This is a genomic window from Lentilactobacillus diolivorans DSM 14421 (assembly GCF_001434255.1).
In the GTDB taxonomy this organism is placed as follows: Bacteria; Bacillota; Bacilli; order Lactobacillales; family Lactobacillaceae; genus Lentilactobacillus; species Lentilactobacillus diolivorans.
In genome coordinates this window covers 112,172-136,623 of record NZ_AZEY01000079.1, presented here as the reverse complement: position 1 = coordinate 136,623, position 24,452 = coordinate 112,172, and the positions used below count along the sequence as shown (strand labels likewise).

Genomic DNA, 24,452 nt, shown 5'->3' with positions numbered 1-24,452 from the left:
GTTTATTTAGCATAATTAGTTATCAACTCCAGCCTATCCAATCATTAATGATTAATCAACCTCAAATAAATATGACGGTCATGTTGTCTGCAACCGTCTGTCGTATCCCTTATTTGTCATTGACTTATTAGACAGAACCAATAGAAGTGTAAATAATTGCAAATGCTTTTGGAACCGATTACAATTCACTTGCAGTAGTGGAAGAATGTTTGATTTAATCTTATAGGGGGATTTAATTATGACAACAGCATTTGCAAGCCCATCGACTTATGTTCAAGGTAAAGATTTATTGAAGACCGCTTCGAAATATATCAAACCATTTGGTGATCATGGCATTTTGCTAACCGACGATATCGTTTGGGGATTAGTCGGCAAACGATTCTACACTTACTTAACAGATGATGGTTTGAAAATTGAACACGTTCAGTTTGGTGGTGAAAGTTCACCGGAAGAAATCGACCGGATCAAAGCAATTGCCGCTGAAAACGACGCCCAATTTATCATCTCATTGGGCGGTGGTAAGACTAACGATACGACCAAGGCAGTTGGCGAACAATTAAAAATTCCAATCGTGATTACACCAACGCTGGCTTCAAATGATTCACCATGTACCCGGCTCAGTGTTATTTACTCAGAAAATGGCAGTTTCTTAAAATATATGTTCTATGATAAGAATCCCGATTTGGTTCTGGTTGATACTTCAGTTATCGCGGGGGCACCCGTTAAATTCCTCGTCGATGGTATTGCTGACGCATTATCAACCAACGTTGAAGCTCAGACCGTTCGCCGAGCACGGCAAACAACATTGTTGCCACTCAATACCCAACAAACTCAAGCCGGGTTGGCATTGGCCGAAAAATGTGAATCATTATTGTTCAGATACGCTGAACAGGCCGTTGCAGCTGCCGGTGATCACACCGTAACCCCTGCATTGGACCACATTGTCGAGGCTAACATTTTACTCAGTGGTGTTGGTGCCGAAAGTTCCGGTTTAGCTGCGGCTCACAGCTTCCAAAACGGATTAACCGCCCTCTCTGGTGACGTTCATAAAATGTCACATGGCCAAAAGGTTGCTTATGGTACCTTATTGAACCTGGTTTTGGAAGGTGCCAGTGACGAGCGCTTGATCAAGTTCTTAACGTTTGAACATCACTTTGGCTTGCCAACAACTTTAAAGGACCTTCATCTGGAAAACGCAACCGACGATGACCTTCGCAAAGTTGCCGAATTAACTACTCAAAAGGGCGAAACCATTCACAACATGGGCTTTAATGTAACTGCTGATGATGTCTTCAATGGGATCAAGGCTGTTGATACCTTCTCAAGAAACTATTTTGGCGAAAATTAAAAGTGTGTGAACCTATTTTTTAGGCCAATATGTAACCTAAATAAAATGATTACGTTTTCTAGCTTATGACCTTAATTGTCTCGTGATCATCAAAATATTTTCCTAAACATTAGTCGTTCTTTACTTGATTTTAATCGGTAAGGGACGATTTCTTGTTCTAAAATTATAAACTGCTTGACATCACTAGCATGCCCTTTCCGTTTTCCGTGAAAACGCATTCTTTTAGTAAATTAAGTTCACCCTGCGTACATTGTATTCATTTTAAATAATGATAAATAGATTGCTAACAAATTGAATTTATCCGTATAAAATAAGTGTTTATAGTTTCACAAGCAATTCACTTGTGTATTTGACATTTGTTATATTTATGGTAATATGGATATGTAAGTAAATGAGGTGAAAGCCTATCCAGTTCACCAATCATTGTCACGTGGATATAAAGGGGGAAAAGTTGCTATGTTGAATTTATATGTTGCACCAAGTAGCGCTTCAAGTCGAAAGGCCCGTAAATGGTTAATCGACAATGGGATCGAATTCAAAGAACGAAATATTTCAAGAATCCCATTAACTGCTGATGAAATTAAGCAAATCCTTCGTTTAACTGAAAATGGAACTGAGGATATTATTTCTACCCGTTCGAATGTTTTCCGTAAATTACACGTCAATGTTGAGGACTTAACTGTTACTCAGTTAATCAATTTGATGGTTAAATACCCTGATTTGATTCGTCGACCATTAATTTTTAACGACGAACAACTGCAAGTCGGCTTTAGTGAAGAAGATATTCGTAGCTTCCTACCACGAAAAGTCCGTGAAGATAGTCTAAGAGAGTTAATGCAAAAGATTAGTTGAAGAGAAGTTGTTTTTCAGCAGAACATTCAATTTACCGTTTATTCAAGTTAATTATTTCATGTTAAAATAAAAAAAACGAAGCTGATGCAAAAGTAATTTTGCCCGGCTTCGTTTTTTATTTACGAAAAAAGTTGTGTCAGAACATTTAAACTTCTAGAGATAAACGACTTCGGTCACGTTAATTGCCAATCCCAGTCCTCTCAAAATCATTTTGTAGCCGTTGCGTCATTCTTTTTAAGGGTGATTTCAAAAATAAGCCGACTAACAGTGAAAAAATCAGCATAAACGTTAATATGAAGAAATCTACGACTACCGTTTCAATATTGGGACCGGCAATCGCTTCCCGGAAACCACTCACACTATAGGTAAAAGGAAACATCGGCTGCAAAATTCTAAAGACCAGTGGATTCAGCTGGACTGGGTACATTGCCCCACTTCCTGCTAATTGCAGTGCCACCATCATCACTGCCAGTGCCTTGCCGAGATTGCCAAAGATAGCTACCATCGTAAAAACAATCATTGAAAACGTGAGTGATGACAAAACGCCAGTAATCGTCATCAAAAACAAATTTACAACGTGGACGTGCAGGATTAAGACCGTTGACAGCACAATAATTCCTGTCTGAATCAACGATAAGGTGAGAAACGTTAGTAGTTTGCCGATGTATTCCTGCCGAGTTGTTAGTAAGCGATAGCGGCGAGCTCGTGGTGCAGTTGTGCGCAAGACCGATACCAACATGGCACACCCCACCCAAATTGATAAAGCGATATAAGTTGGTGAAAAAGCTGCCCCAAAGGTGCCCATTTGATAAATATTCTCATTCTTCATCTTAAATGGACTAGCCAATGAACTCCCCATTAATTTAGGATTGTTTTGTAAAATCGTAATGACCGATGCAATATTATGATCATCGGTTAATTTTAGCTGATTGCTGGCAGCTAATATCATACTTTTGTACTGAAGCAATTGATTTTCCAACTTTTTGGAGGAACTGCCGATCAATTGATTACCTTGAATAACCGTATTTAACGATTGCGCGTTTAAATGTCGAACCTTTTCAACATCCGACAAAATATTAGCGGATCGATCTGAATAGGAAAGCAGGTTATTACTAATGCCGGTCAGGTCACTGTTAGTCTTGTGATTATACTTTGCTAACGTTAAACTCAGGCTGTCTGCTATGTGGTACACATTACTTAACAATTGCTGCTTTAAATTCGTATTGATACGATCAGCTTGATTTAACTGATCTTTTAGATGAGTTACCTGCTGCTTTACCGTTACCAGCGTTTGCTTAACTGTTTTTAACGAGCCAATTAATTCAGCAACATTTTGAGAATTCATATTTTGATTAACCGCAGTTAAAAATGTGATAAGTGGCTTCATTTGACTGCTTAAAAGATCAGTTTGAATATCAATTTTAGTGACCAAGGCATTTAATTTATCATGATTCATATTCTTAGTAAGATGATTCAGTTCACTAATCAGTCCCCTTAGTTGAAGGGCCGTTACTTGAACATTTCTTAAATTGGCATCACCGTTGCTGAATGATTGTTGTAGGGAACTTTTTGTTAATTTAAGCAATTTTTTGTTGCCACTCCGAGCAACACCGTCAATATCAACGCTTTGAGAAGCCGAAATAACTGGTTTAAGCTCAGAAAAAACTGTTGCAAGTCCATTGGAAGTATCAGTGATTTCGCCAAGAGAACTGGTTGCCAACCCCAATGTATCACCAAGATTGATAATTAAATCTTTTAGATTCAGCAACTGATTTTGATGATCCCCAGCTTGTTTACCGACAAAATTGATGTATGAAAAGACTGTTTTATTAACTTCATATGTAAAGCGTTCCTTAACAACATTCACCAATGTCGTGGCCGCATTTTCGGTGATCTTTGTTCCCATCGGACTGTTCTTCGTGTTCGCTGTATAAATAATTTGAGCCTTCTGGGGATTGGTTGATGCAATACTGCTTAACTTTTTAGAAAAGTTCTTTGGAATCTCAATTTCTGCATAGTATTTGCCAGTCCGCAAATTTTGCGCGGCCTGATTCGCCGATATAAACCGCCAACCAATTTGATGATTCTTTTTTAAATTACTAACAATCGTATTTCCAAAATTAACAGATTTTCCTCGCAATGCTGCACCTTGATCTTTATTCACAATAGCAACCGGAATATTATCAACCTCACTTGTCGTATAAGGATTCCAAATTGCTTTAACATTAACCAGCGTGTACAAACATGGCAAAAAGCATAAAGCCACCACAGTAATTAGAGCCGCCCGATGGTGAAAAATTGCGTGAATATCACGTTGATAAACGCTCATGATATTTCTAAGGATGGTCATAGATACACCTCGATGTGATTTTTAATGGACAGTTCTAAAATTAATGAGATTCCAAATGTTAAACAAACTAAAACTAGAATCCCATTATTACTCAGTAATCCGCTATTCGAAAAAGTAGTCGTGATTGGCACAAATGCCATTTTATCTCACCATTGCTCTTTGTTCATAACTATTGCCAAGTCAAAATGTGCAACAAAAGATCATTTGCAACCTCTCAAGCAAATGATTTAAATGTTCAATCAATAACATTCGAATTATTACTTGATCCCTAAAGCTAATTATCTTCTGTCACACTGCCCCAAATAACATATTCATTATTCTAAAAATCACATGGCCCCTCAGCCTGAGCACATTAGAGCAGTAAAAAAGGCTTCACGCTCTCCAAAATGTGTCTTATAATAAGTGTAACGCGCTCATTAATCATTAACAACTGAAATTATACAGGAGATTAAGCAAAATTGAAAAGAGTCATTATTAAAGCTATGATTACTAGTTTGACAGTAATTTGCAGTGCCGCTACTTTGCTTGTTGTAACACCAACCTCATTTGCAAATTCAACTTATGTGTCAGGGACTCATCAACTTACAACCGCCTCCTACCGGGCAGTAAGTGGTTATCTTTATCGTTCTCCAAAATTAATCACCAAATTACATAATGCCGATAATTACCCCTTAACAACTTTTTATGCGTCAAAGTCAGTCAACATCACGCGATCAAACGGTAATCGGGCTGTTTACTATTACGTTAAAAATGGTAATGGAAAAATTCATGGTTGGATCTGGCGCGGTTACTTGGTTCGTGTCATTAATATCACTCAGCAACGCCAACAGATTAATCACTTAGTCTCACTCATCGATTCAATGACCACCAGTAATCATAATCGGGTTGTCTCACTCTTAAAGAAAATCAAGACCCACGATCCAATCAGCACCTTATCAAAAGAGATTCAAACCATCTCTCAGTCAATTAATAACAGTCTTGATCTAACCAAACTGAGTCAAATTACCTCAATCATCAAATCAGATGGCCAAACAATGAGCACTATTTTCCAAAATGGATTAGATAAATTATATACAGGTATTGTCGTGATCCATCACTTCAACAATCGTGCCTTTGCTCTGGCCCAGGGTTTACTTAACCTAATCCATTAAATGCCTGTTAGAAAAGGAACGGAATTTCATGCAAACTATTTTCACACTGCTAAGGCAGGACTTACATAATATCTTTCATAGCCGTCCCGTTTTAATTACATTACTTGCTTTCTGTATTATTCCGGCCGTTTATGCACTTTTAAACATTCAAGCTTCTTGGGATCCTTATTCCAAAGTTAATACCAGCCGGATGCCAATTGCTGTTGTTAATAACGATGAAGGCAGCACTATTAACGGTAAAAGTGTAAATGTTGGCACACAAATTGTTCAGGAATTGAAGAAGAATCATCGAATTCACTGGATATTTATCAACGATTGGCAAGGAATGACGGTTTGGATCAAGGTAAATATTATTCTTTAATTGAAATTCCGGATGATTTTTCAAGTCGGTTGGCAACCTTAGTTACAAGCAGTCCTCAAAAACCAAATATCATTTATAAGTCAAATGAGAAATTAAACGCGGCAGCAACCAAAATCACCGGCCAAGCTGAGGATACACTGGCCCAAGAAATCAAAAGTAATTTTACCAGAGTCAGTACTAAAGAAGCACTTAAGCAAATGAATGCCGTGGGTGACAAAATCGATACCCACAAACCACAGATTTTGCAAATTCGGACATCCCTACTCGACGCGATTCATACAATCAATCGAACCCAAAGGTATCTCCAAAGGGTTAATGGCGATTCCAAAGATACGCAAATTTATTTAAAAACAATTAAAAACGATCTACCAAAGGTTGCCAAACAAATCAATGAACTTCAAGCAATCGTGAATCATGGAAAATCATTAAGTATCGCTACAAGACAAACTTTAAACTCCGCCCGTAACAATTTATCCAATGGGTTAAACTCGTTACATTCACAAACTGACCGGTTACAAACCGCACTTTCAGACCTCCAATCGCTCAATTCAAATGGTGAGTCCCCAATTGCCACTGACGAGCTTAATCAGGTACAAAATTTGAACAATGCAATGATCAATCAAATTAATAATGGCCTAAAAGTTCTGGATGTTATCAATAATCTCCTGCCAAATAATCGTTCAACAACGCTTATTAAATTATTAGCCAGTATCAAAGGAGACATTCACGCTCAGCAAAAAAATATTGACCAACTAAAAAGCTTGGCCAACAGTTCCAAATCAAGTCGGCTGATTCGCCAGCTAATTAATCGCTCATCCCAAATTGGTAACCGTATCGAGTCAACTATCACTAATGCTTCAGCTGAATTTGATGCGACCACCAGTCAGAACCTAGATAGCATGGAAAATACACTCAATACGGGTTTAGCAAATGACAATAATGTTTTATCGGCAATGAAGACATTAATTCCAGAGCTTAAAGCCTTGGCTAATGCTGGCAATTCCGTCAGTCAGCTTTCAGTTTCACGAATTAATTCGATGAATAACCGGCTGAACAATATTCAAGATAAGCTAAACGGATTAAATCACAAAACCGGTTTTATTAATGAAAAGAATCTGACTCGGTTAGTTAATGCTTTGGGTGAAAGCCCTCAAGTGTCCAACTTACTTTCATCCCCAATCTCACTAAAAACAACTAATCTGTATCGACTCGGAAAATTCGGTTATGGTGTGACACCATTTTATACGGTTCTCTCAATGTGGATTGGTGTTTTATTATTAACAACAATCATGGCATGGAAATATCGAACTAATCAGGGTAAACGCTTAACCCCTAACATGGTTCAAGGCTACTGTGGCAAATTATTACTCTATTTATGTATGACACTGGGTCAGACGACCGTAACCCTGTTTGGTGAAATTGTTCTTTTAGGTATCCATCCAGGAAGCTTTCTTTCAATGATTGCCTTTGCTTATTTGATTACATTGGTATTCACAATCGTTATATACACGCTTGTTTTTATGTTCGGCAATATTGGTAAGGTGATTAGCGTCCTATTGATGATTTTACAAATTTTTGGAACAGGTGGGATTTATCCATTGGAGACCATCCCTTCACAATTGGCCGCCCTAGCACCATTTTTACCTTTCACATACGCAATTCAAGGGCTTCGAGAAGCAATTGCAGGTCCAAACTGGGCAACATTCAGTCACGATATTCTGATGCTGATATGCTTGGCAATTACATTTATAGTAATTGCCCCACTGAGACGGATCTTTAAAAGACCAATTGACAAGTTGGAAAAAGGAATGAAAAACAGTCGATTATAGTTTACAGATGATCATTTAATGATATTCTGATCCCTCAATTTACTGATTGTTTTTCGTTTCAATAAATCGTAAACTTGACCTAATTCAAGAAAGAGGGCAGTTAGTTATGTGTACCAGCGTCAATTTTTTATCTACAACGGGCGATTATTTTCTCGCCAGAACTATGGATTTTGACTTTAACCTTGACGGCCGACCAGTTGTAATTCCGCGTCATCAACACTTTAACAGCGACGCTCACGATGCCGGCTATGACACCAAGTTAGCTTTTGTGGGTGCTGGTAAAAATATTGGAAGTTACATTTTAGTTGACGGCGTAAATGAAAAGGGGCTGAGTGGTGCCGCCCTTTACTTTAGTGATGAAGCCCAATACTCAGATCAACCTCAATCTCATAAAACTAATTTAGCTTCCCATGAAGTCTTAAATTGGATTCTGGGTAATGCTGAAAGTTGTGCGGACCTCGCTAATCAATTAGGTGACCTGAACGTCGTTAATTCGCCCATTAAATTACTGGGTCAAGCAGTTCCATTACACTGGATTGTCGCTGACCGTTCGGGTGACTGCCGCGTTTTGGAAATTAAAGCGGACGGCATTCATTATATGACCGATCCAGTTGGCGTCATGACTAATTCTCCCGATTTTACGTGGCATCTGCAAAACCTTAGTAACTATACGGAATTACAACCAACTCCCCACCCCGATCGCAACTATAACGGGTATCAGATTTCATCATTTGGCCCTGGAAGCGGCGCACTTGGGATGCCTGGTGATTACACATCAGTTTCTCGATTTATTCGGACTGTCTTTATGCGCCAATATACAGAGGGGGTCTCCAGTAAAAACGCTATCAATGCATTAAGTCACATTCTCAATTCGGTTGAAATTCCCAAGGGCGTTAAACTAAAGGCAAACGGTCAATCAGACTATACACAATATCGGGGTTATATGGATATGAGCAACTTAACTTACTATATGCAGCCTTATGATGATCAAAGCATTTCAAAGGTCACTATGACTGAAGCCTTGATGAATAAGTCCGTTCCAACGGAATTTCCCATCAACCATAGTCAACAATATCAAGAATTAAATTAAACTAAAAAGTGTCAGATCTTCGCTTTAACTGAAAGGCGGTTGACAAGTCTAATGAAAGATATTTTCAGCCTGTTTTGGAATATGAATGGATGGGTCTTCTTTTTACTTTTATTGGCAATTGCTGACTATTTTGATCTTCCAGAGCACATCAAGTCGATTCTAACCAAATTTAAAAACCACCAGCCTGGTAACCGAACCTAATAAAAAGCGAGATGCATGCAAATGAATTGCCTGTATCTCGCTTTTTATAGTCACGACCCTTACTAAATTAAGGTGAATAAAGTTGGAAAACACATCTGTCTTGCCCACTTCTTTTTATACAATCATCATTAATCGCAACCAAAATACGAGAGAAACGTAACTTTCTGCCGTGCAACCAAATCAGCAGACTGTATATACCGGATATTTTCTTTGCCAATTGACTTGAATTCAGAAAAGGAGCCGCCCGACACCTCATAATCAGCTTACTTGGCTCTTGTTAGACTCACCGTCAGAACATTGTCCTTTGTTGTATTGTAATCCGCCAATATGCCATTCACAACATCCGCCGCGTGCCCATGGCTGGAAGTTGAGCGGTGGTACGTATTGATCCACGTTCCCAGTGCATCTAGCCCAAACTCAAAGCCTTCAAATACCTGCATGTAGGTTGATGACTGAGGAACCGGCGTCACAATGGTTATTTTTGTGACCCGTTGATTGTCAATTTGCATTGTTAGGTGAATTTCATCGGTATCAAAAAATACTTGTTCCCCGTTTTCAGCGTTCTTTGGCAACTGGTAATCTGCCAGCCGCATATTCTCATTGTAAACTCGAGATACATAACTGTATGTTCCCAGGTCATTGGTACCTAATTCTTGTGCCATCAAAATAACCCCCTTTTGACAGTCATTATAAAGGATGACAATCAAAAAGAGGTTATTTTTGTTTTACTGTTTAACTATTAACTACAACCCAAATTACGATAACAATTATTGAAACCACTCATAGCGTAAAAGACGATGATCCTACTTATAGCAACTCTTCTTCGGACATATCCTTCACGTTTTCTTTAATAATTTCATGTAACCGTTCAAATAAGATTCCTTCACGAAGACCACTGGTAGAGAATGTGATTCGATCAGAATCCAAGAAATTCATCAACAGAATAACTGGGATTAGGCCACCAACAATAATATCAGCCCGGTCTTTGCTGATACCGGGAACTTCCTTTCGTTCTTCTAAGTTTTTACTAATAATCCGCTGGAATGTGTCGTTAACATCACTGTTTCGAAGTTGGTAACCGTGGATATCATCCGTGTCCAATAAATTGTTAAATCGTCGATTAATCTTAGCTAACGTCCGATTACTGCCACCTAAACCAATAATCGGCAAATTTAGTCCATTGCGCAACCACCAAACATTTGAATAAATTTTATTAACAAAGATAACTGCTTTAAAAAGTTCAGCGGCCGATACTTCATTAGACAGATCAAATTTAGAGGACAACGTTACTGATCCAATCGGAATACTAATCAGATTGCTGACTTTGCCATTTTGAACCAAAATGATTTCAGCACTGGCACCCCCAGTATCGATAATGACACCATTCGTTGCCGGCAGCGTTTCGCTGACCCCAACGTAATCATAATAGGCTTCCTGTGATCCGGAAATAACGTTAAGATCAATTCCAATCTCACTCTTCACCTTTTTTAGGAACTGTTTCTGATTGGCTGCCTGTCGAACCGCTGCTGTCGCAACTGCTTTGATCTTCAGATTATCAAGCTTTGAATAAACTTCTTTAAATTCCCTCAAAGCTTTAATCGTCCGTTCAATTGCATCTGGCTGAAGAATCTTCTCAACTCCCATATTTTCAGAAAGTCGCACATATTCTTTCATTTGAGTCATCGTTTGATAGGTGCCATCCCCACCAACCTTACTAATTGTCATTCTAACTGAATTGGAACCTAAATCGATTACGGCAAAATTTTCCATCACTGGTTTTCCCCTCTATCTTGGTCTTCCTCATCAAATGGATCTGGTTGATTCTGTGGGCTCATCATTGGCTCAAATTGTTTATCATTCTTTTGGCGGGGGACTGCTTGCTGTGCATTCACCATTTTAGTTGCCTGAGCAGCAAAGTACTCCTGCGAATTGAGAGGTGCATGGCCTCGACGATCCACTCGTTTATACGTACCGTCGTCAATCATGGTTCTTGTTTTGACGTTATCATCCCACATTGTCTGATAAATGTCGAGAACTCGTTGGGTAAGGTCTGGTTGAAGAACCGGGAATAATTGTTCAACTCGTCGGTTCAAATTCCGAGTCATTAAATCAGCGGATGATAAGTAAACTTGTTGGTCCCCATCAAAGTCAAACATATAAATCCGACTGTGCTCCAGGAAACGACCAACGATTGAATGAACCGTAATAGTATCACTAATTCCTGGAATCCCGGTTCTAAGACAACAAATTCCCCGAACAATCAGATCAATTTTGACGCCGGCGTGCGAAGCTTCATACATCTTGGCGATCATGTCCTTATCTGAAAGTGAATTCATCTTCATTCGAACGTAAACGGGCCGACCTTCTTTAGCGTACTTGATGGCATGGTTTAACTTGTCATTAATAAAGTCGCGAATACCGTGTGGTGAAATATGCAGTTGGTGGAAAAACGGCGGTTGAGAATAACCTGATAACATATTGAAAATATTAGTAACATCAATGCCGATATCATTATTACATGTTAGTAACCCCAAGTCGGTGTAAAAGTGAGCCGTGACATCGTTGTAATTACCGGTCCCCATGTGAATGTACCGTTGGATACCATTCTGTTCACGCCGAACAACCAGCGACAGCTTAGAGTGAGTCTTTAAGCCAACTAAACCATAGATGACGTGGCACCCCATCTTCTCAAGGGTTCTCGCCCAGTGAACATTATTTTCCTCATCAAACCGAGCTTTGACTTCCACCAAAACCGTCACTTGTTTACCATTTTGGGCCGCCCGACCAAGATACTTAATGATGGGCGAATCACCGGAAACTCGGTATAACGTCATCTTAATCGCCAAGACTTCTTTATCAATCGAAGCTTGTCGAATAAATTCAACGACCGAATCGAACTTATCGTATGGATGTTGCATCAACCAATCATGCTTCTTGATGGCATCAAAAATATTATGATCCGAATTGAGTTCCTTAGCTTGATAAGCTTTAAATGGTGGGTATTTTAAATCATCGTGGCCGACAACCGCACTCGCCAGCTTGTTTAAGAAGGTCAAATCAATCGGACCATTTACCTCATAAACAGAATCCTCGTCAATCTTAAGTTCCTTAACCAAACGCTTTCGAAGCTTACCACTAATGTTGGAGTCAACTTCCAGTCGAATAACGTGACCATGTTCTCGCAGTTTTAATTGCTGCTGAACTTTTTTCAATAAGTCAGAAGTATCCTCTTCGGCCACATCAAGGTCCATATCGCGAGTCGCCCGGAACGTTGAGACTTCTTCAATATCGTAATTAACAAATAGCTGATTGGCAAATTGTTTGATAATTTCTTCCAGTAAGATAAAATCATTAGAACCTCCCGGCAGTTTAACAACTCTCGGAAAAATACTTGGTACCTGCAACGTTGCATATAATGATTTGTCACTGTCCTTACCAGTTAATCTAAGTGATAAATTTAATGAATCATTACTAATGAATGGAAAAGGCCGTGAACTATCGTCGGCCATAGGCGTTAGAACCGGATATAATTCATCATGGAAATAGCCCCTGATAAACTGATATTGTCGCTCAGTTAAATCCTCAACGTTGAGCAGATGGATGCCCACCTGATTAATTGCCGGTAAAATCATTCGGTTCAATGTCGTATACTGTTTATTTATCTGATCATGAGCTTTACGGTTAACCTCTTTTAATTGTTCAATAGGAATCAAACCAGATGCATCGGGTTGCTGATATTTAACTTCAACCAGCTTAACCAGCGATGCTACCCGAACCATGTACCATTCGTCAAGGTTACTCTGTGTAATTCCTAAAAACTTGACCCGTTCCAATAACGGATTGCTTTTATCACGGGCTTCCTCTAAAACCCGATCATTAAAGTCCAACCAACTAAGTTCCCGATTGGTAAAGAACTTAGGGTCGTAATAGTCAACTTTTGTCTTCATTTCTCTTTCACACTCCTCTGCTTTAACATTGCGCGATACCCAAATGCTTCTTGGAAGAATTGACTTTTCGAATTAAATATCCAATTTTCATACGCTAAATTAGCATTACTAAAAACAGAAATAATAATGTTGGGTTCTTTAATCGAAACTGAAATTCGCTTGATCTTTTGCTGCCGATCATCATCCAACGCATCTGCCAACCTAAGAATGGCAGCTAATTTGGCAATTAATCGCCGATTAGTAGCAGAAATATGCTGAAAGTGACTGAGATCTTCACTTGGCGTCGTTGAACTATGATACCTCGCAACTGCAGCTACTAAGCGCCTTTCTGTATCTGAAAGACCAGTAATATCAGAGTGGCTGATAATATATTCCGAATGTAAATAATGTTCATGAATACCAATATAATTACCAACATCGTGCAGAATTGAAGCAACTTGCAGTAACAGACGTTCGCGATTCCCCAGTTGATGTAATGGCTTTAATTGGTCAAACAGATGCAATGCAAATCTGGTAACCAACCTTTGATGAACTGGTTCAACATTATAATGGTCGGCCAGATTATTTGCCATAATAATTGTTTGCTGAGTAAAGTCACGCTTGGAATAACCATGGGCCACTGCTTCACTATTAACCAAACCGTCAACAATTCCCGAATCTGAGAATCCAATTTCATCCGCGTGAGTTAGCCTAATCACTCGACGAATCAGCAATAGTTCCGGCAGTACTAATGGTACGTATTCTTCATCAGCTTGTAGCCGCTCAATTAAATATTGATCGGAAACATCCACTAAATCATCCACCAACCTATTAAATGCATCAATTGATAATGAATTTTCTGAATCTTTTTCATAGTTATCAACCAATCGTTTAAGAGGTAATGTCCCCAGCAGAATGATCTTGCTTGGTTGCTTTTTATCAATACCACTTGCCGGATTATCACTATAAAAATCATTTAGCTTACTATCAATATAGTCATTTAACAAGCCAATTGAATTTGGAGCTGTTTCACGTAAACTTTGCAGATCTTCGGCAATCTTAATTGGCCCCAAAGCAAAATTAGTCGAGGAAATGAACTTACCATCATCAAACTGTGTTACAGAAGTATTTCCTGAAGTAATTCCTACTAAGAAGACTGTTTCATGTTTCATTTTCTTTTTCTTGCGCATGTCGATCTGGATATCCTGATTTCGATAAAATGCTTCTTCACTCATCGATAACCAGCGGATAGTTAAGCCTGTATGCAGGAACAACTGATCCGCAATAAAATCGGCGTTAAATGCTTGTGATAGTGCCTCACTGCCAAACAGCTTATAATCAGTAACGCCATAGTCACTTAAAATCTGAATAAATCCCGTTAAAGCTTCCGAGACCCGGTCAACGGATTCGTACTTAACCGGCTTATCCTGGTAGACATCGTCCCCTAAATTAATGTCTTTTTGAACCCGCTCCAACGGCTTTAAATTCTTGAGATTTACAATCAATAGCTCCAGCCCAGAGACATTAACCATAATCACCCCGAAATATTTTGCTGCCATAAAAATCCTCTCTCTTCTTCTTGACTTTGAGGTTTCTAACCATTCGATAACAAAACATTTACTTGTTACCGTTAGTATACAATAATTCTCAGTGGGAAGGTTCACCCTAATATAGTTAGATACGTAAAAATTTAACCATATTACTGAAAAATTACTGAAAATTTTTTGATAATTGAAAATCAGGAAATCATTTTATCAGCTACCCGTTAGCCGCCCTTCAATGACCAGCGTATTTTGACATCCCATCATTTGACAGCACTGCTTTAGCGGTTGAAAATAGACTCGTACCAAATTTTAAATGAAAGAAGTGGCAATTAATGGCAGAACTAAATGCAGCAAATGCCGGCACTTACAAATTTGACAACGATTTTGAAATTAACCGCTTAGGATATGGCACCATGCAATTAACTGGAGAAGGTACTTGGGGTCCTTACAGTGATCCTGACCAAGCCGCCAGTGTGACCAAACACGCGGCTGAACTTGGCATTAATTTCTTTGATACGGCTGATTCCTATGGCCCATGGTTTGCTGACCGTTACTTAGCTGCCGGTTTGAAACAAGTTTCAAACCGAAACCAAATTTTCATTTCAGATAAGGTTGGTCAAACTCGCCAAGGCCCAAACGTCTGGACACCGCTTGGTGAATCCAGCTACCTGCGTCAACAAGTCGAAGTTTCAATGATGACTTTGGGCATTGACCATGAAGATTTACTATTTCTCCATCGGATCGATCCCAACTACTCTGTCGCCGATCAGGTTGGTGAATTAGTTAAGATGCAGGACGAGGGTAAAATCAAGCATATTGGGCTCAGTCAAGTAACGGTTGATCAAATAAAAGAAGCTCAAAAATACGCCAAAATTGATGCAATTGAAAACTTGTACAATGTTGCTAATCATAAAGACGATGACGTGGTTGATTATGCCGAAGCACAACACATGGCGTTTGTTCCATGGTTCCCATTAAACACCGGTAAATTAATCGGTGCTGACAGTCCTCTTAGTACAATCGCTAAGAAATACAACGTTTCCGAAGCTCAAATTGCTTTGGCATGGTTACTCAAACGCTCACCAAATATTTTGCCAATTCCAGGAACCAGTTCCATTAAACATTTGGAAGATAACGTGGCGGCAGCTAACGTTAAATTAAGTGACGAAGGCTTCGACAAACTGAGTAAGCTAAGCCACTAATTTATCCAGATTCAGTCGGTGCTCAATTTAAAACCTTATAAAAAAGGATTTCCAAGATGCAATGACTGCATTTTGGGAATCCCTTTTTATTTCTCAGATAATTTACTTTTTGCATGCAGCCGCCAAGCACAGGTGCCGGCAGTTTTAAGTGAATTGACCATGATATAATCTAGTAATCATGGTAAAAAAGGAATTGGTTAGACTGATCAATAATTATCGCTCCGAATGCGTTTGCCAAAGAACCGCGATAAATGATCCCAAATAAGTTTCAGAACACATTAAAAGTCACGATTAATGAAAATCTGTTCATGTTTGCATTCATTAATGGCAATAATCGGGGCGTGCCACGCAAAGCAACTACATATAAAATCAATAAAAAATTTCTCTTTAAATTTTTTATTATTATACGCGCTGATGTCTATTCAGGCAACGTAAATTTTACTAAATTATTAATCACAAGCCGAAAACTATAATTGCTAGTTTAGAATTGTTATAATCTAGATAGAATGTTAATTACGTCTGGAGGAACTACTAATGAGTAAACTGTCAAACTATATGCGTTTAATTGGTGTCCTTGCCGTTGGTGGGATTGCACTCATTCTTGAATTCGTTTTAAGATTGCCTTTCTATTCCCAAATCGTCATTTCCACACTTGGCTTGTTTATCGCATTACTCATGTTTATTGATATGGTTAAGACACTACGATCCGGAAAATTTGGTGTCGATTTATTGGCAATTACCGCTGTTATTGCCACCATCGCCGTCGGTGAGTACTGGGCCGGCTTAATTGTTCTACTGATGTTAACTGGTGGGGACGCTTTGGAAGATTACGCTGCCAACAAGGCCAACTCAGAACTCCAATCGCTACTTGAAAATTCACCTCAGTCCGCCCATTTAATCACAGGTGATAACCTCAAAGCAGTCCAGATCGATCAAGTTAGTGTTGGTGATCGGCTGGTTGTTAAGCCAGGCGAAGTCATCCCAGTTGACGGCACGCTTACACGTGGGAACACAACCGTTGACGAAGCATCGTTAACCGGTGAATCCAGGCCAATTGACAAAGCCGTCGGTGAGACAGTTATGTCCGGTGCGATTAATGGTGATAATTCGTTTGAAATGATCGCTGATAAAACAGCTGATGACAGCCAATATCAAAACATCATTCGTTTAGTCAAGCAAGCCGAAAGTACGCCTGCTCACTTCGTGCGAATGGCGGACCGTTACGCCGTGCCATTCACTCTATTAGCCTATGCAATTGCAGGTGTGGCATGGTATGTCGCCGGAGATCCAATTCGGTTTGCTGAAGTGCTGGTCGTGGCATCTCCCTGCCCACTGATTCTAGCGGCACCAATCGCGTTAGTTTCAGGAATGAGTCGAGCAAGCCGAAATGGTATTATTGTTAAGAGCGGTACAATTATCGAAAAACTTGCCACTGCAAAAACGTTTGCTTTCGATAAAACCGGAACCATTACCAAGGGTCATCTCACTGTTGATCAAGTTTATGCAACAAATGGTTATACCCAAAAAGAAGTCCTTGCTTTGGCGGCTGGTGCCGAACAGCAATCCAGCCATATTTTAGCCCGTTCCCTGGTGGCGGCAATTCCCGAAAACATCCCGACGGCTACCAACGTGGTTGAAACAACTGCCCAAGGTGTTACAGCAACTATCGATAACAAGACAGTTAAAGTTGGTAAACCGTCTTTTATTTCGAAAAAACCGATCAAAGCAATTGATCAAACAACCGTTTACGTTTCGGTCAATGATCACTATATTGGTTACGTTTCGTTTTCTGACGAATTACGACCAGAAGCCAAAAAGGTCATGGATCAATTACATGACCAAGGCGCCAAACAAATTATGATGATTTCGGGCGACCGAAAATCAATCGCTCATGAAATTGCGCAACGAGTCGGTATTGACAAAGTTTACGGCGACCGTTTACCTGAAGAAAAGATCTCCGTTATTGAAAAAATTGAAAACCAATTTCGACCCGTCGTCATGGTTGGTGATGGTGTCAATGATGCGCCGTCATTGGCCATGGCCGACGTTGGGATCGCAATGGGTGCTCATGGTGCTACCGCAGCCAGTGAGTCGGCAGATGCCGTTGTGCTAAAAGATAACTTGGGGTTGGTTAGTAAAGCAGTCAAAATCTCTAACGATACGATGAACGTGGCGAAACAATCAGTCTTAATTGGAATTGCGATCTGTACGATCTTAATGTTAATTGCCAGCTTTGGCGTTATCCCGGCAATTATTGGCGCGCTCTTCCAGGAAGTTGTCGACACTATTACAATTCTATGGGCATTAAAAGCCAGAGTTGACCAATAAAAAAGTCAGAAATAAAGCCTAAACAGCTCGCAGCCGACAAGTCAAATCAGGACTGTTGGTTGCGAGCTGTTTGTCCATGTTACAAATCTAAATTGCTTCTAACTTAGCCTGACACTACTTCATAATCCGCAATAAATCCCGAATAATAAAAAGTATTAAAATTTAAGCTTTACTACACAAACTGATGTTCGTATAATATAAAACATAAGCACTTTTTCAAAAGAAGTTCAGAGGGGGACTTACGATGCAGCAACCAAAGACTAAACGTAATTACGGGCTTGCCATCTTGGCACAAATGGACAAGCAAAAACTACCACTAACCTACTTAAGCCGTTATGGCGTTAACAATCAACGGAAAATGGCAGACTTTTTCTTCGGAATGGGTGACATTTCAGAATATCAACAAATCTATCGAGATCTTTTAGATCGTGAAAGTCAAACAAGTAATGCTGATTAATTAGTTGCTATCACATCTATACGATAAGGAGATCATTATGGCAAATTTTAATATAATTAAAGGCGATATTACTAAAGTGCATGTTGACGCAATTGTAAACGCGGCTAATACCGCATTAGCCGGCGGCGATGGTGTCGATGGCGCTATCCATCGGGCTGCCGGTTCTCAATTAGATGAAGCATGTCGAAAACTAAACGGCTGCCCGACAGGAGAAGCAAAAGTAACGCCTGGTTTTAATTTACCAGCTAAATTTATCATTCATACACCTGGACCAATTTGGCATGGTGGAAACCACAATGAAGCCCAACTGTTACGTAACTGTTATGTGAACAGTCTAAAACGGGCAGTTGAGAATCATTGTCTAACAGTTGCATTCCCTTCAATCAGCACCGGCATCTATGATTTCCCACTTAATCAGGCCGCAAAAATTGCAACTGAGGCTATTAAGAATTTTAACATGCCATTGGATGTCACCATGGTTTGCTTTGATTCAGAAACTTACCAGGCTTATCTGCAGGCGAAGTGAGAGCCACATCATTTATCTCACACCATTTAAAGTGCAAACAACCCTTTCTACTGGGTACTAGGCAGGATTACAATAACCGTGTAAGACAAGGGCAGATAAATTCCAGCATTTAATTGGATTACCCAAAACGGGGGCTAGACAAAATTATTTTTGCCTTAGCCCCCGTTTTGTAATTAAAAAGGATTGCCATATTCAACTACCAACTAACAAGACGGTTTTCACCGATAAACCACATTTAAGTCTACTCAATCATCAAGATTCGAACTGGTTGTTAGTTATATGAGTTGGTTTTCGAACGCTCATTCGACCATCCAGAATCTCATATGTTTGATCGGCAAAATCCATTAGTCTTGTATCATGGGTGACGATTACAACCGCCTTATTATGTCTCTCTGCTAGTTCTTTAAACATTTTGCCGACCTCGATTACTCGCGCACTATCCAAGGCAGCCGTCGGCTCGTCTGCAAGCACAATTTCCGGATTAGCGTATAAGGCTCTGGCAATTGCAACTCGTTGAGTCTGACCACCGGAAAGCTGACCTGGGTACTTATTAACTAAACTTTCTATACCTAGCTCATTTAAAAGATTTTCAAGTTCCTCATGACCCAGGTTTCCGTTCGGCTTAATCTTTCTTACAAATTCAAATTGTTCTTTCACCCTAAGATAAGGCACGAGAGAATACGATTGAAGAACAAACCCCACTTGATTTAGCCGCAATTTGTCCCGCTGCTTTTTATTTAATTCGCTAACGGGTTTTCCTTCAACAATAACTTCTCCAGAACTGGGAGTTTGCAATCCTCCCGCAATCGTCAAAAATGTGCTTTTTCCGGAGCCGGATGGACCAACAACCACAATTAAGTCGCCTTTGGCAGCTGAAAAGTTAATATCATGGAGAACATGGACTTTTGCAGTTCCCGTTCCAAAATACTTATTAATATTTTTCAATTCAATTACTGACATGATTAACCTCCAATCACCTGAACCGGATCAACTGTCGCAATCTTCCGAGCCGGAATTGCGGCACCGACAACTCCCATAAACAGAAGTCCAACCGAAATCATACTCAACATGGGAACATTAAAGGCAATCGGCACTCCAATTGGGATCATTCTGGAAGTCAAAAGTGTCAGAGCAGCGCCAATAATAATTCCCGCAGCCATCAAGATAAGTGATTGACCCATAATCGTTCTAACCAACGCAGCGGCCGGAATTCCCTGTGCTCGTAAAACCGCATAGGTCGGTAATGCCTGAACCGTCAAGATATAGAGGAAAACCGCAATGATGATTAACGAAATAATCATTAAGAATCCAATCATAAAATCAAAAGTGGTATTTTGTGCCGAATAACCTGGTAGTTTTGAAATAAAATATGCAATTGAATATTTTTTTAACTGCGAATTGTTTGCGTTGTAGTTTACGTTCTTGGAAGCAATCGCACTTCCAAAGGCATTTGTATTTTCCATTCCCCGCAGCTGTTTCCACGCAGATAAGGTTCCGTAAATCACTGGTGCTACGTTGAGTTTTGCATCTTTTGTAAAACCAACGATTTGATATTTGTCAGAAAGTGAATTCAATTGAATTTTATCTCCAATTCGATACCCATCTGATTTGAATTGATCATCAACCACGACTTGACGATTATTATGAACTTTATGACCCGAAGCTATTTTCAAATTTTTAGCAATAAATTGGTCATTTTTAATACCAACAAATGAAGATGATTCTTTAGGGCTACCTTGGTGCTTAGCGACAACCGGTGCTTGCCCAATAACCGCTTCACGGTTGGTAAGATTGGCATCCTCTGCCTGACGATCAGTAATAAGCGACTGGTTCAAATTAACGTTGGCATCTTTATTCAAAACCATGCTTTTAGCACCCCAGGAATCAATTGCTTGCGTATTCTCACCAGCAAGCCCCGTTGAGAGTCCTGATAAAATAAAAATTAAATACGTAATCAGAACGATCATTGCAATAATTAAACTATATCGTAATTTTTCATGAAAGATCTCTTTTAACGCTAAATACATTAGCCCATCTCCTCTCCATCCAGCAATTCAAGGACTTCTTTCAATCGTTTCATAGTCTGAACTTTCCGCTCGGGATTTAATAAAATTGTTTTGATAACCTGATGACTTAATATCATCGCTGCCCACTGACGGCTGTCTAATTCTGAAACCGGTTGAGAACGATCTTCACCAATTAGCGACTCATTTTTATCCAAATGCATCTTAATCAATTCTTGATACCGGCTATTTACCACGCCATCAACAAAAGTAGCGACTTGGTTTAAATAAAATTGGGGATCAAACGAATCGTTACTAACTTTCTGATTAATAGCGGCGTGAATGTCATGCATTGCAACGCCGTACAAATATCTGTAAGAATCAGCCAAATCATCAAAATACTTATAAAATGCCCCACGTGCAATTCCCGCCATTTTAACAATCGGCGCAACTTGTGCCTTAGCCAATGGCTGATTACTAAATTCCACCAAAAGCGCTTTACGAATTTTGGCTTGCTTTTCAGTTTTTAAATTTAAAAAAGTTGTTGATACCATCGCATTTCCTCCTAGTGACATCCTGTCATTTAATAAATGATACCTCATTAGTGACACGGTGTCAAAAATGAAGTATAAAAAAAGAGACTGGGCAAAATAATTATTGTCCTCCAAGTCTCTTCTTCCTAAATAAACAATCGGTTTAAAAAATAAATTTTAGTAAGCAGTTGTTGATCGAAGTAATTCTGGATTACGGTTTGTTAGCAGCATACCATGGCCACTTCGATCAAAGATGATACTTTCAAATTCTCTACCAGAATGGAATCGTGTATATTTAATATCTCTGCGCTTCAAACTACCCCGACCCGCTAGCTTGCGTGCTGGTAATGTTTGAATTGAATCATCGGAAACCAGGTATAGGCGACCATTATGTGGATTATACCCCATTGACTGCTCATGAGTGCCAGTGCTCTTTTTGAGGAGTTGCTTAGTCAAACTGACTTTAACTGATCGATTTCCAATCACTGCCCGATAAATTTTAACTTTACCACCAGAGATACCCCACCAGTATGCATGACCTGAATTATCAAATGTGAGATTATGACCTGCCGGCACCATGGCACCACGATTATTCATATGAAATTTAATGACTTTATTCGGCTTTAACGATGTTGAACTGACTCTTTGGATAGTTGACCAAGCAGTCGGCTTCATATCAGGACGATCTCGCCAAGTCCAAATTGAGTGGTGTTTACGATCATAGGCTAGAGATTGCCCATGACCAACTTCAAACATTGGTCCGACTTTTATCCCAGCCATCCGCTTGGGTGCCAAGGCACCTTGAATTGCTGATAGACTTGAACTGTTCAACTTGTGCATGTCAAAACGGACCACAAATCCCCGGCCATGATTTTGATGTGGCGCGTATAAAACAAATAAATAATTACCTGCAAACGTCGCTGCTTGTGGATTTGTCATATCCCAATCGGTCTTACCAAGTGCCTCATGATTATTAGGCAATAAATATTTGGTTTTCAGCGTCCATTTAGTGCCACTTACACTATGAATCGAATCTTTCCCTGTTGGATTATTTGACCAGTTGTAATCCGAACCTACTTTGACAAAGTGAACTTGCCGATTGTTCACCGTGCGTAAGCTTGAGCCGGAATACTGATAAATCGCGTTACTCCTTTGAACGTATGTAGCCGCATTAACTGTTGCAACAGTCATTAATCCCAACGACAAGCCAGCCAGTACCCCTACCAACAGTTTGTTAAATTTCATATCTAATTCCCTCCAACTGATGCCGATATGCATCACAAGATAACTTTATTGTACTGCATTTTCTTAGAACTACGACGCCTTTTTCAAACAAATCAAAGCAATTACATTTACTGCAAACACAATCCCAGTTAATAAGACTAACCTAATAAGCATGATTTGCCTGCAACACTTCAGGACAATGATTGACTAGTAAATTGCCTTTAGCAGTGCCATCATACGCGATTCCCTCGAATTCACGTTTGGGACCAAATTGGGTCCATTCAAAGGATCCATTTGTTAAATGACCATGCCCCTTTAACTTCTTAGCAGGGAAACTGGCAACTGAAGCATCTGACAACAATAACAGCCGCTTGCGAATCGGGTTATACCCCATACTTTGAATTCGCGTACCAGGCCAATGGCGTAGTTTCTGATAAGTCAATTTGAATTTAACGGAACGGTGATGAATTTTGCCTTTGAAAACATACGCGCACCATCCTGGAAACGACCAAAAATAAGCGTTTCCCTTTTTATCAAATGTTAAATCATGGCCACCAGGAACGGTTAAACCGTGGCTGCTAAGTCGAAATCGAATAGCGAAGTCAGGTCGCAAACTTTTCGAATTAATGTGTTGGATATATCCCCAATTGCTAACCGGAATCCGCGGAGCCCGTTCTTTATCACGCCACATGTATAAACCATGATTTTTCCAATTGTATGCCAATGACTGGCCATGTCCCGTAGTAAAGATTGGCCCAGCTTTAATACATTTATGAATTTGCTTTTGAATATACGAAAATTTTCCGTGACTTTTAACGTAGGCATCCCGTAATTCCTTTGGGTGAAGTCGCACACCAATGGAATCAAGGTTTGCGATATTGAACCGAACAATTCGTCCTTTATTACGCAGGTTGGTCGGGCAATATACGATATACATATATTTTTTGCCATCCATGGCAATTGATTGGGGATTCCCCCAATGCTGACTATTTTTGCCGGGATACGGTAAAATATATCGCGTTGTGAATGTCACTTTCTTTCCGCGCTGCGACTGAATCTTATGTTCAATTCCGACATGATGAACATGATAGTAACGTTTAGGCACTCTAACATAATGAACCTTATGATTATTAAGATAGCGCATATGTCGTCGGTGGTAGATAAGCCCTGACGATTTTTGATGATAAACATGATATTTAGCTTGAGCAACCGGCGCCCCCAGCGTCATTGCCAAAACAAAGCATAAGAGAGTTTTAACCCATCTCATGCAATCCCCTCCCTTGATAACAATTCGATTCTTGTTAAATCGTTAAAATTAAACTGCAGATTCAATTCTAGCTTTTTAAGGCGTAAAAACAAGTGGGAAAAGGTTATGTCCGACAGAAAGATACTTTTTACCACTGATTTTAACCTGTTTCTTAAATCACTCGCACATTTGAATTTTAAACATTCGGTTTCTTTTCTGTTGTGTTGGAAATTTTTTGTCACATGGTTCAATTTAATACTCATCGTGATTACATCAAAAAA

Annotated in this window: 21 protein-coding genes; 11 read left to right on the top strand and 10 right to left on the bottom strand. The window is 39.6% G+C overall.

All coding sequences use genetic code 11. The annotated features are described in order from the left end of the window. The first annotated feature begins 238 nt into the window (after positions 1–238). Positions 239–1,348: a glycerol dehydrogenase gene (locus FC85_RS08860; protein WP_057865170.1), complete on the top strand. Its 1,110-nt coding sequence runs from the start codon at positions 239–241 to the stop codon at positions 1,346–1,348. Between the two features lie 456 nt (positions 1,349–1,804). Beyond that, positions 1,805–2,200, top strand: a complete 396-nt coding sequence (spx, locus tag FC85_RS08855) for a transcriptional regulator Spx (RefSeq protein ID WP_057865169.1) — start codon at positions 1,805–1,807, stop codon at positions 2,198–2,200. A 178-nt stretch (positions 2,201–2,378) separates the two neighbouring features. On the opposite strand, the gene FC85_RS08850 is transcribed toward spx, so the two are convergent. After that, positions 2,379–4,550 (bottom strand): YhgE/Pip domain-containing protein, encoded by a 2,172-nt coding sequence (locus FC85_RS08850; RefSeq protein WP_057865168.1) that lies wholly within the window; start codon positions 4,548–4,550, stop codon positions 2,379–2,381. 458 nt (positions 4,551–5,008) lie between these two features. Between FC85_RS08850 and FC85_RS08845 the strand changes: the two genes are divergently transcribed. The 5 genes from FC85_RS08845 to FC85_RS15725 all read left to right on the top strand — a co-directional run bounded on the left by FC85_RS08845 (position 5,009) and on the right by FC85_RS15725 (position 9,182). Beyond that, positions 5,009–5,701, top strand: a complete 693-nt coding sequence (locus FC85_RS08845; protein ID WP_083485065.1) for a D-alanyl-D-alanine carboxypeptidase — start codon at positions 5,009–5,011, stop codon at positions 5,699–5,701. A 28-nt stretch (positions 5,702–5,729) separates the two neighbouring features. Then, on the top strand, positions 5,730–6,062 hold the full coding sequence (locus tag FC85_RS16140; protein ID WP_225427580.1) for a YhgE/Pip domain-containing protein: 333 nt from the start codon (positions 5,730–5,732) through the stop codon (positions 6,060–6,062). Beyond that, on the top strand, positions 6,017–7,891 hold the full coding sequence (locus FC85_RS08840) for a YhgE/Pip domain-containing protein (RefSeq protein ID WP_225427581.1): 1,875 nt from the start codon (positions 6,017–6,019) through the stop codon (positions 7,889–7,891). Before FC85_RS16140 ends, FC85_RS08840 begins: the two co-directional genes overlap by 46 nt. 106 nt (positions 7,892–7,997) lie before the next feature. Further along, the gene (locus tag FC85_RS08835) at positions 7,998–8,981 is read left to right on the top strand and encodes a choloylglycine hydrolase family protein (protein ID WP_057865167.1); all 984 of its coding nucleotides are present in this window, start codon (positions 7,998–8,000) and stop codon (positions 8,979–8,981) included. 51 nt (positions 8,982–9,032) lie between these two features. Then, positions 9,033–9,182 carry a hypothetical protein gene (locus FC85_RS15725; protein ID WP_157051284.1) on the top strand — a complete coding sequence of 50 codons (150 nt, stop codon included), beginning with the start codon at positions 9,033–9,035 and terminating at the stop codon, positions 9,180–9,182. A 263-nt stretch (positions 9,183–9,445) separates the two neighbouring features. On the opposite strand, the gene FC85_RS08830 is transcribed toward FC85_RS15725, so the two are convergent. From FC85_RS08830 to FC85_RS08815, 4 genes are all read right to left on the bottom strand, one after another. Then, a complete protein-coding gene (locus tag FC85_RS08830; RefSeq protein WP_057865166.1) occupies positions 9,446–9,844 on the bottom strand; it encodes a hypothetical protein in 399 nt (132 codons plus the stop codon). A gap of 145 nt (positions 9,845–9,989) precedes the next feature. Beyond that, positions 9,990–10,952, bottom strand: coding sequence for an exopolyphosphatase (gene ppx, locus FC85_RS08825; protein ID WP_057865165.1), 963 nt, complete (start codon positions 10,950–10,952; stop codon positions 9,990–9,992). Beyond that, positions 10,952–13,129, bottom strand: coding sequence for an RNA degradosome polyphosphate kinase (locus FC85_RS08820; protein ID WP_057865164.1), 2,178 nt, complete (start codon positions 13,127–13,129; stop codon positions 10,952–10,954). Before FC85_RS08820 ends, ppx begins: the two co-directional genes overlap by 1 nt. Next, a complete protein-coding gene (locus FC85_RS08815; protein WP_057865163.1) occupies positions 13,126–14,667 on the bottom strand; it encodes a Ppx/GppA phosphatase family protein in 1,542 nt (513 codons plus the stop codon). Before FC85_RS08815 ends, FC85_RS08820 begins: the two co-directional genes overlap by 4 nt. A gap of 317 nt (positions 14,668–14,984) precedes the next feature. On the opposite strand from FC85_RS08815, the gene FC85_RS08810 reads away from it, so the two are divergent. The 4 genes from FC85_RS08810 to FC85_RS08790 all read left to right on the top strand — a co-directional run bounded on the left by FC85_RS08810 (position 14,985) and on the right by FC85_RS08790 (position 19,165). Next, entirely contained in the window at positions 14,985–15,854 is an 870-nt protein-coding gene (locus FC85_RS08810; protein WP_057865162.1) for an aldo/keto reductase, read from the top strand. Between the two features lie 534 nt (positions 15,855–16,388). After that, positions 16,389–18,182 (top strand): heavy metal translocating P-type ATPase, encoded by a 1,794-nt coding sequence (locus FC85_RS08800; protein WP_057865160.1) that lies wholly within the window; start codon positions 16,389–16,391, stop codon positions 18,180–18,182. 244 nt (positions 18,183–18,426) lie between these two features. Continuing rightward, complete coding sequence (locus FC85_RS08795; protein WP_057865159.1) at positions 18,427–18,639, top strand: hypothetical protein; 213 nt, start codon at positions 18,427–18,429, stop codon at positions 18,637–18,639. Between the two features lie 37 nt (positions 18,640–18,676). Then, positions 18,677–19,165 (top strand): O-acetyl-ADP-ribose deacetylase, encoded by a 489-nt coding sequence (locus FC85_RS08790; protein WP_057865158.1) that lies wholly within the window; start codon positions 18,677–18,679, stop codon positions 19,163–19,165. 252 nt (positions 19,166–19,417) lie between these two features. On the opposite strand, the gene FC85_RS08785 is transcribed toward FC85_RS08790, so the two are convergent. The 5 genes from FC85_RS08785 to FC85_RS08765 form a co-directional block, all read right to left on the bottom strand. Next, positions 19,418–20,125, bottom strand: a complete 708-nt coding sequence (locus FC85_RS08785; protein ID WP_057865157.1) for an ABC transporter ATP-binding protein — start codon at positions 20,123–20,125, stop codon at positions 19,418–19,420. 2 nt (positions 20,126–20,127) lie between these two features. After that, a complete protein-coding gene (locus FC85_RS08780) occupies positions 20,128–21,192 on the bottom strand; it encodes an ABC transporter permease (RefSeq protein ID WP_057865156.1) in 1,065 nt (354 codons plus the stop codon). Further along, on the bottom strand, positions 21,192–21,722 hold the full coding sequence (locus FC85_RS08775) for a TetR/AcrR family transcriptional regulator (RefSeq protein WP_057865155.1): 531 nt from the start codon (positions 21,720–21,722) through the stop codon (positions 21,192–21,194). Before FC85_RS08775 ends, FC85_RS08780 begins: the two co-directional genes overlap by 1 nt. Before the next feature lie 156 nt (positions 21,723–21,878). Further along, a complete protein-coding gene (locus FC85_RS08770; RefSeq protein WP_057865154.1) occupies positions 21,879–22,946 on the bottom strand; it encodes a hypothetical protein in 1,068 nt (355 codons plus the stop codon). 142 nt (positions 22,947–23,088) lie between these two features. Beyond that, positions 23,089–24,192, bottom strand: a complete 1,104-nt coding sequence (locus FC85_RS08765; RefSeq protein WP_057865153.1) for a hypothetical protein — start codon at positions 24,190–24,192, stop codon at positions 23,089–23,091. Between the last annotated feature and the right edge of the window lie 260 nt (positions 24,193–24,452).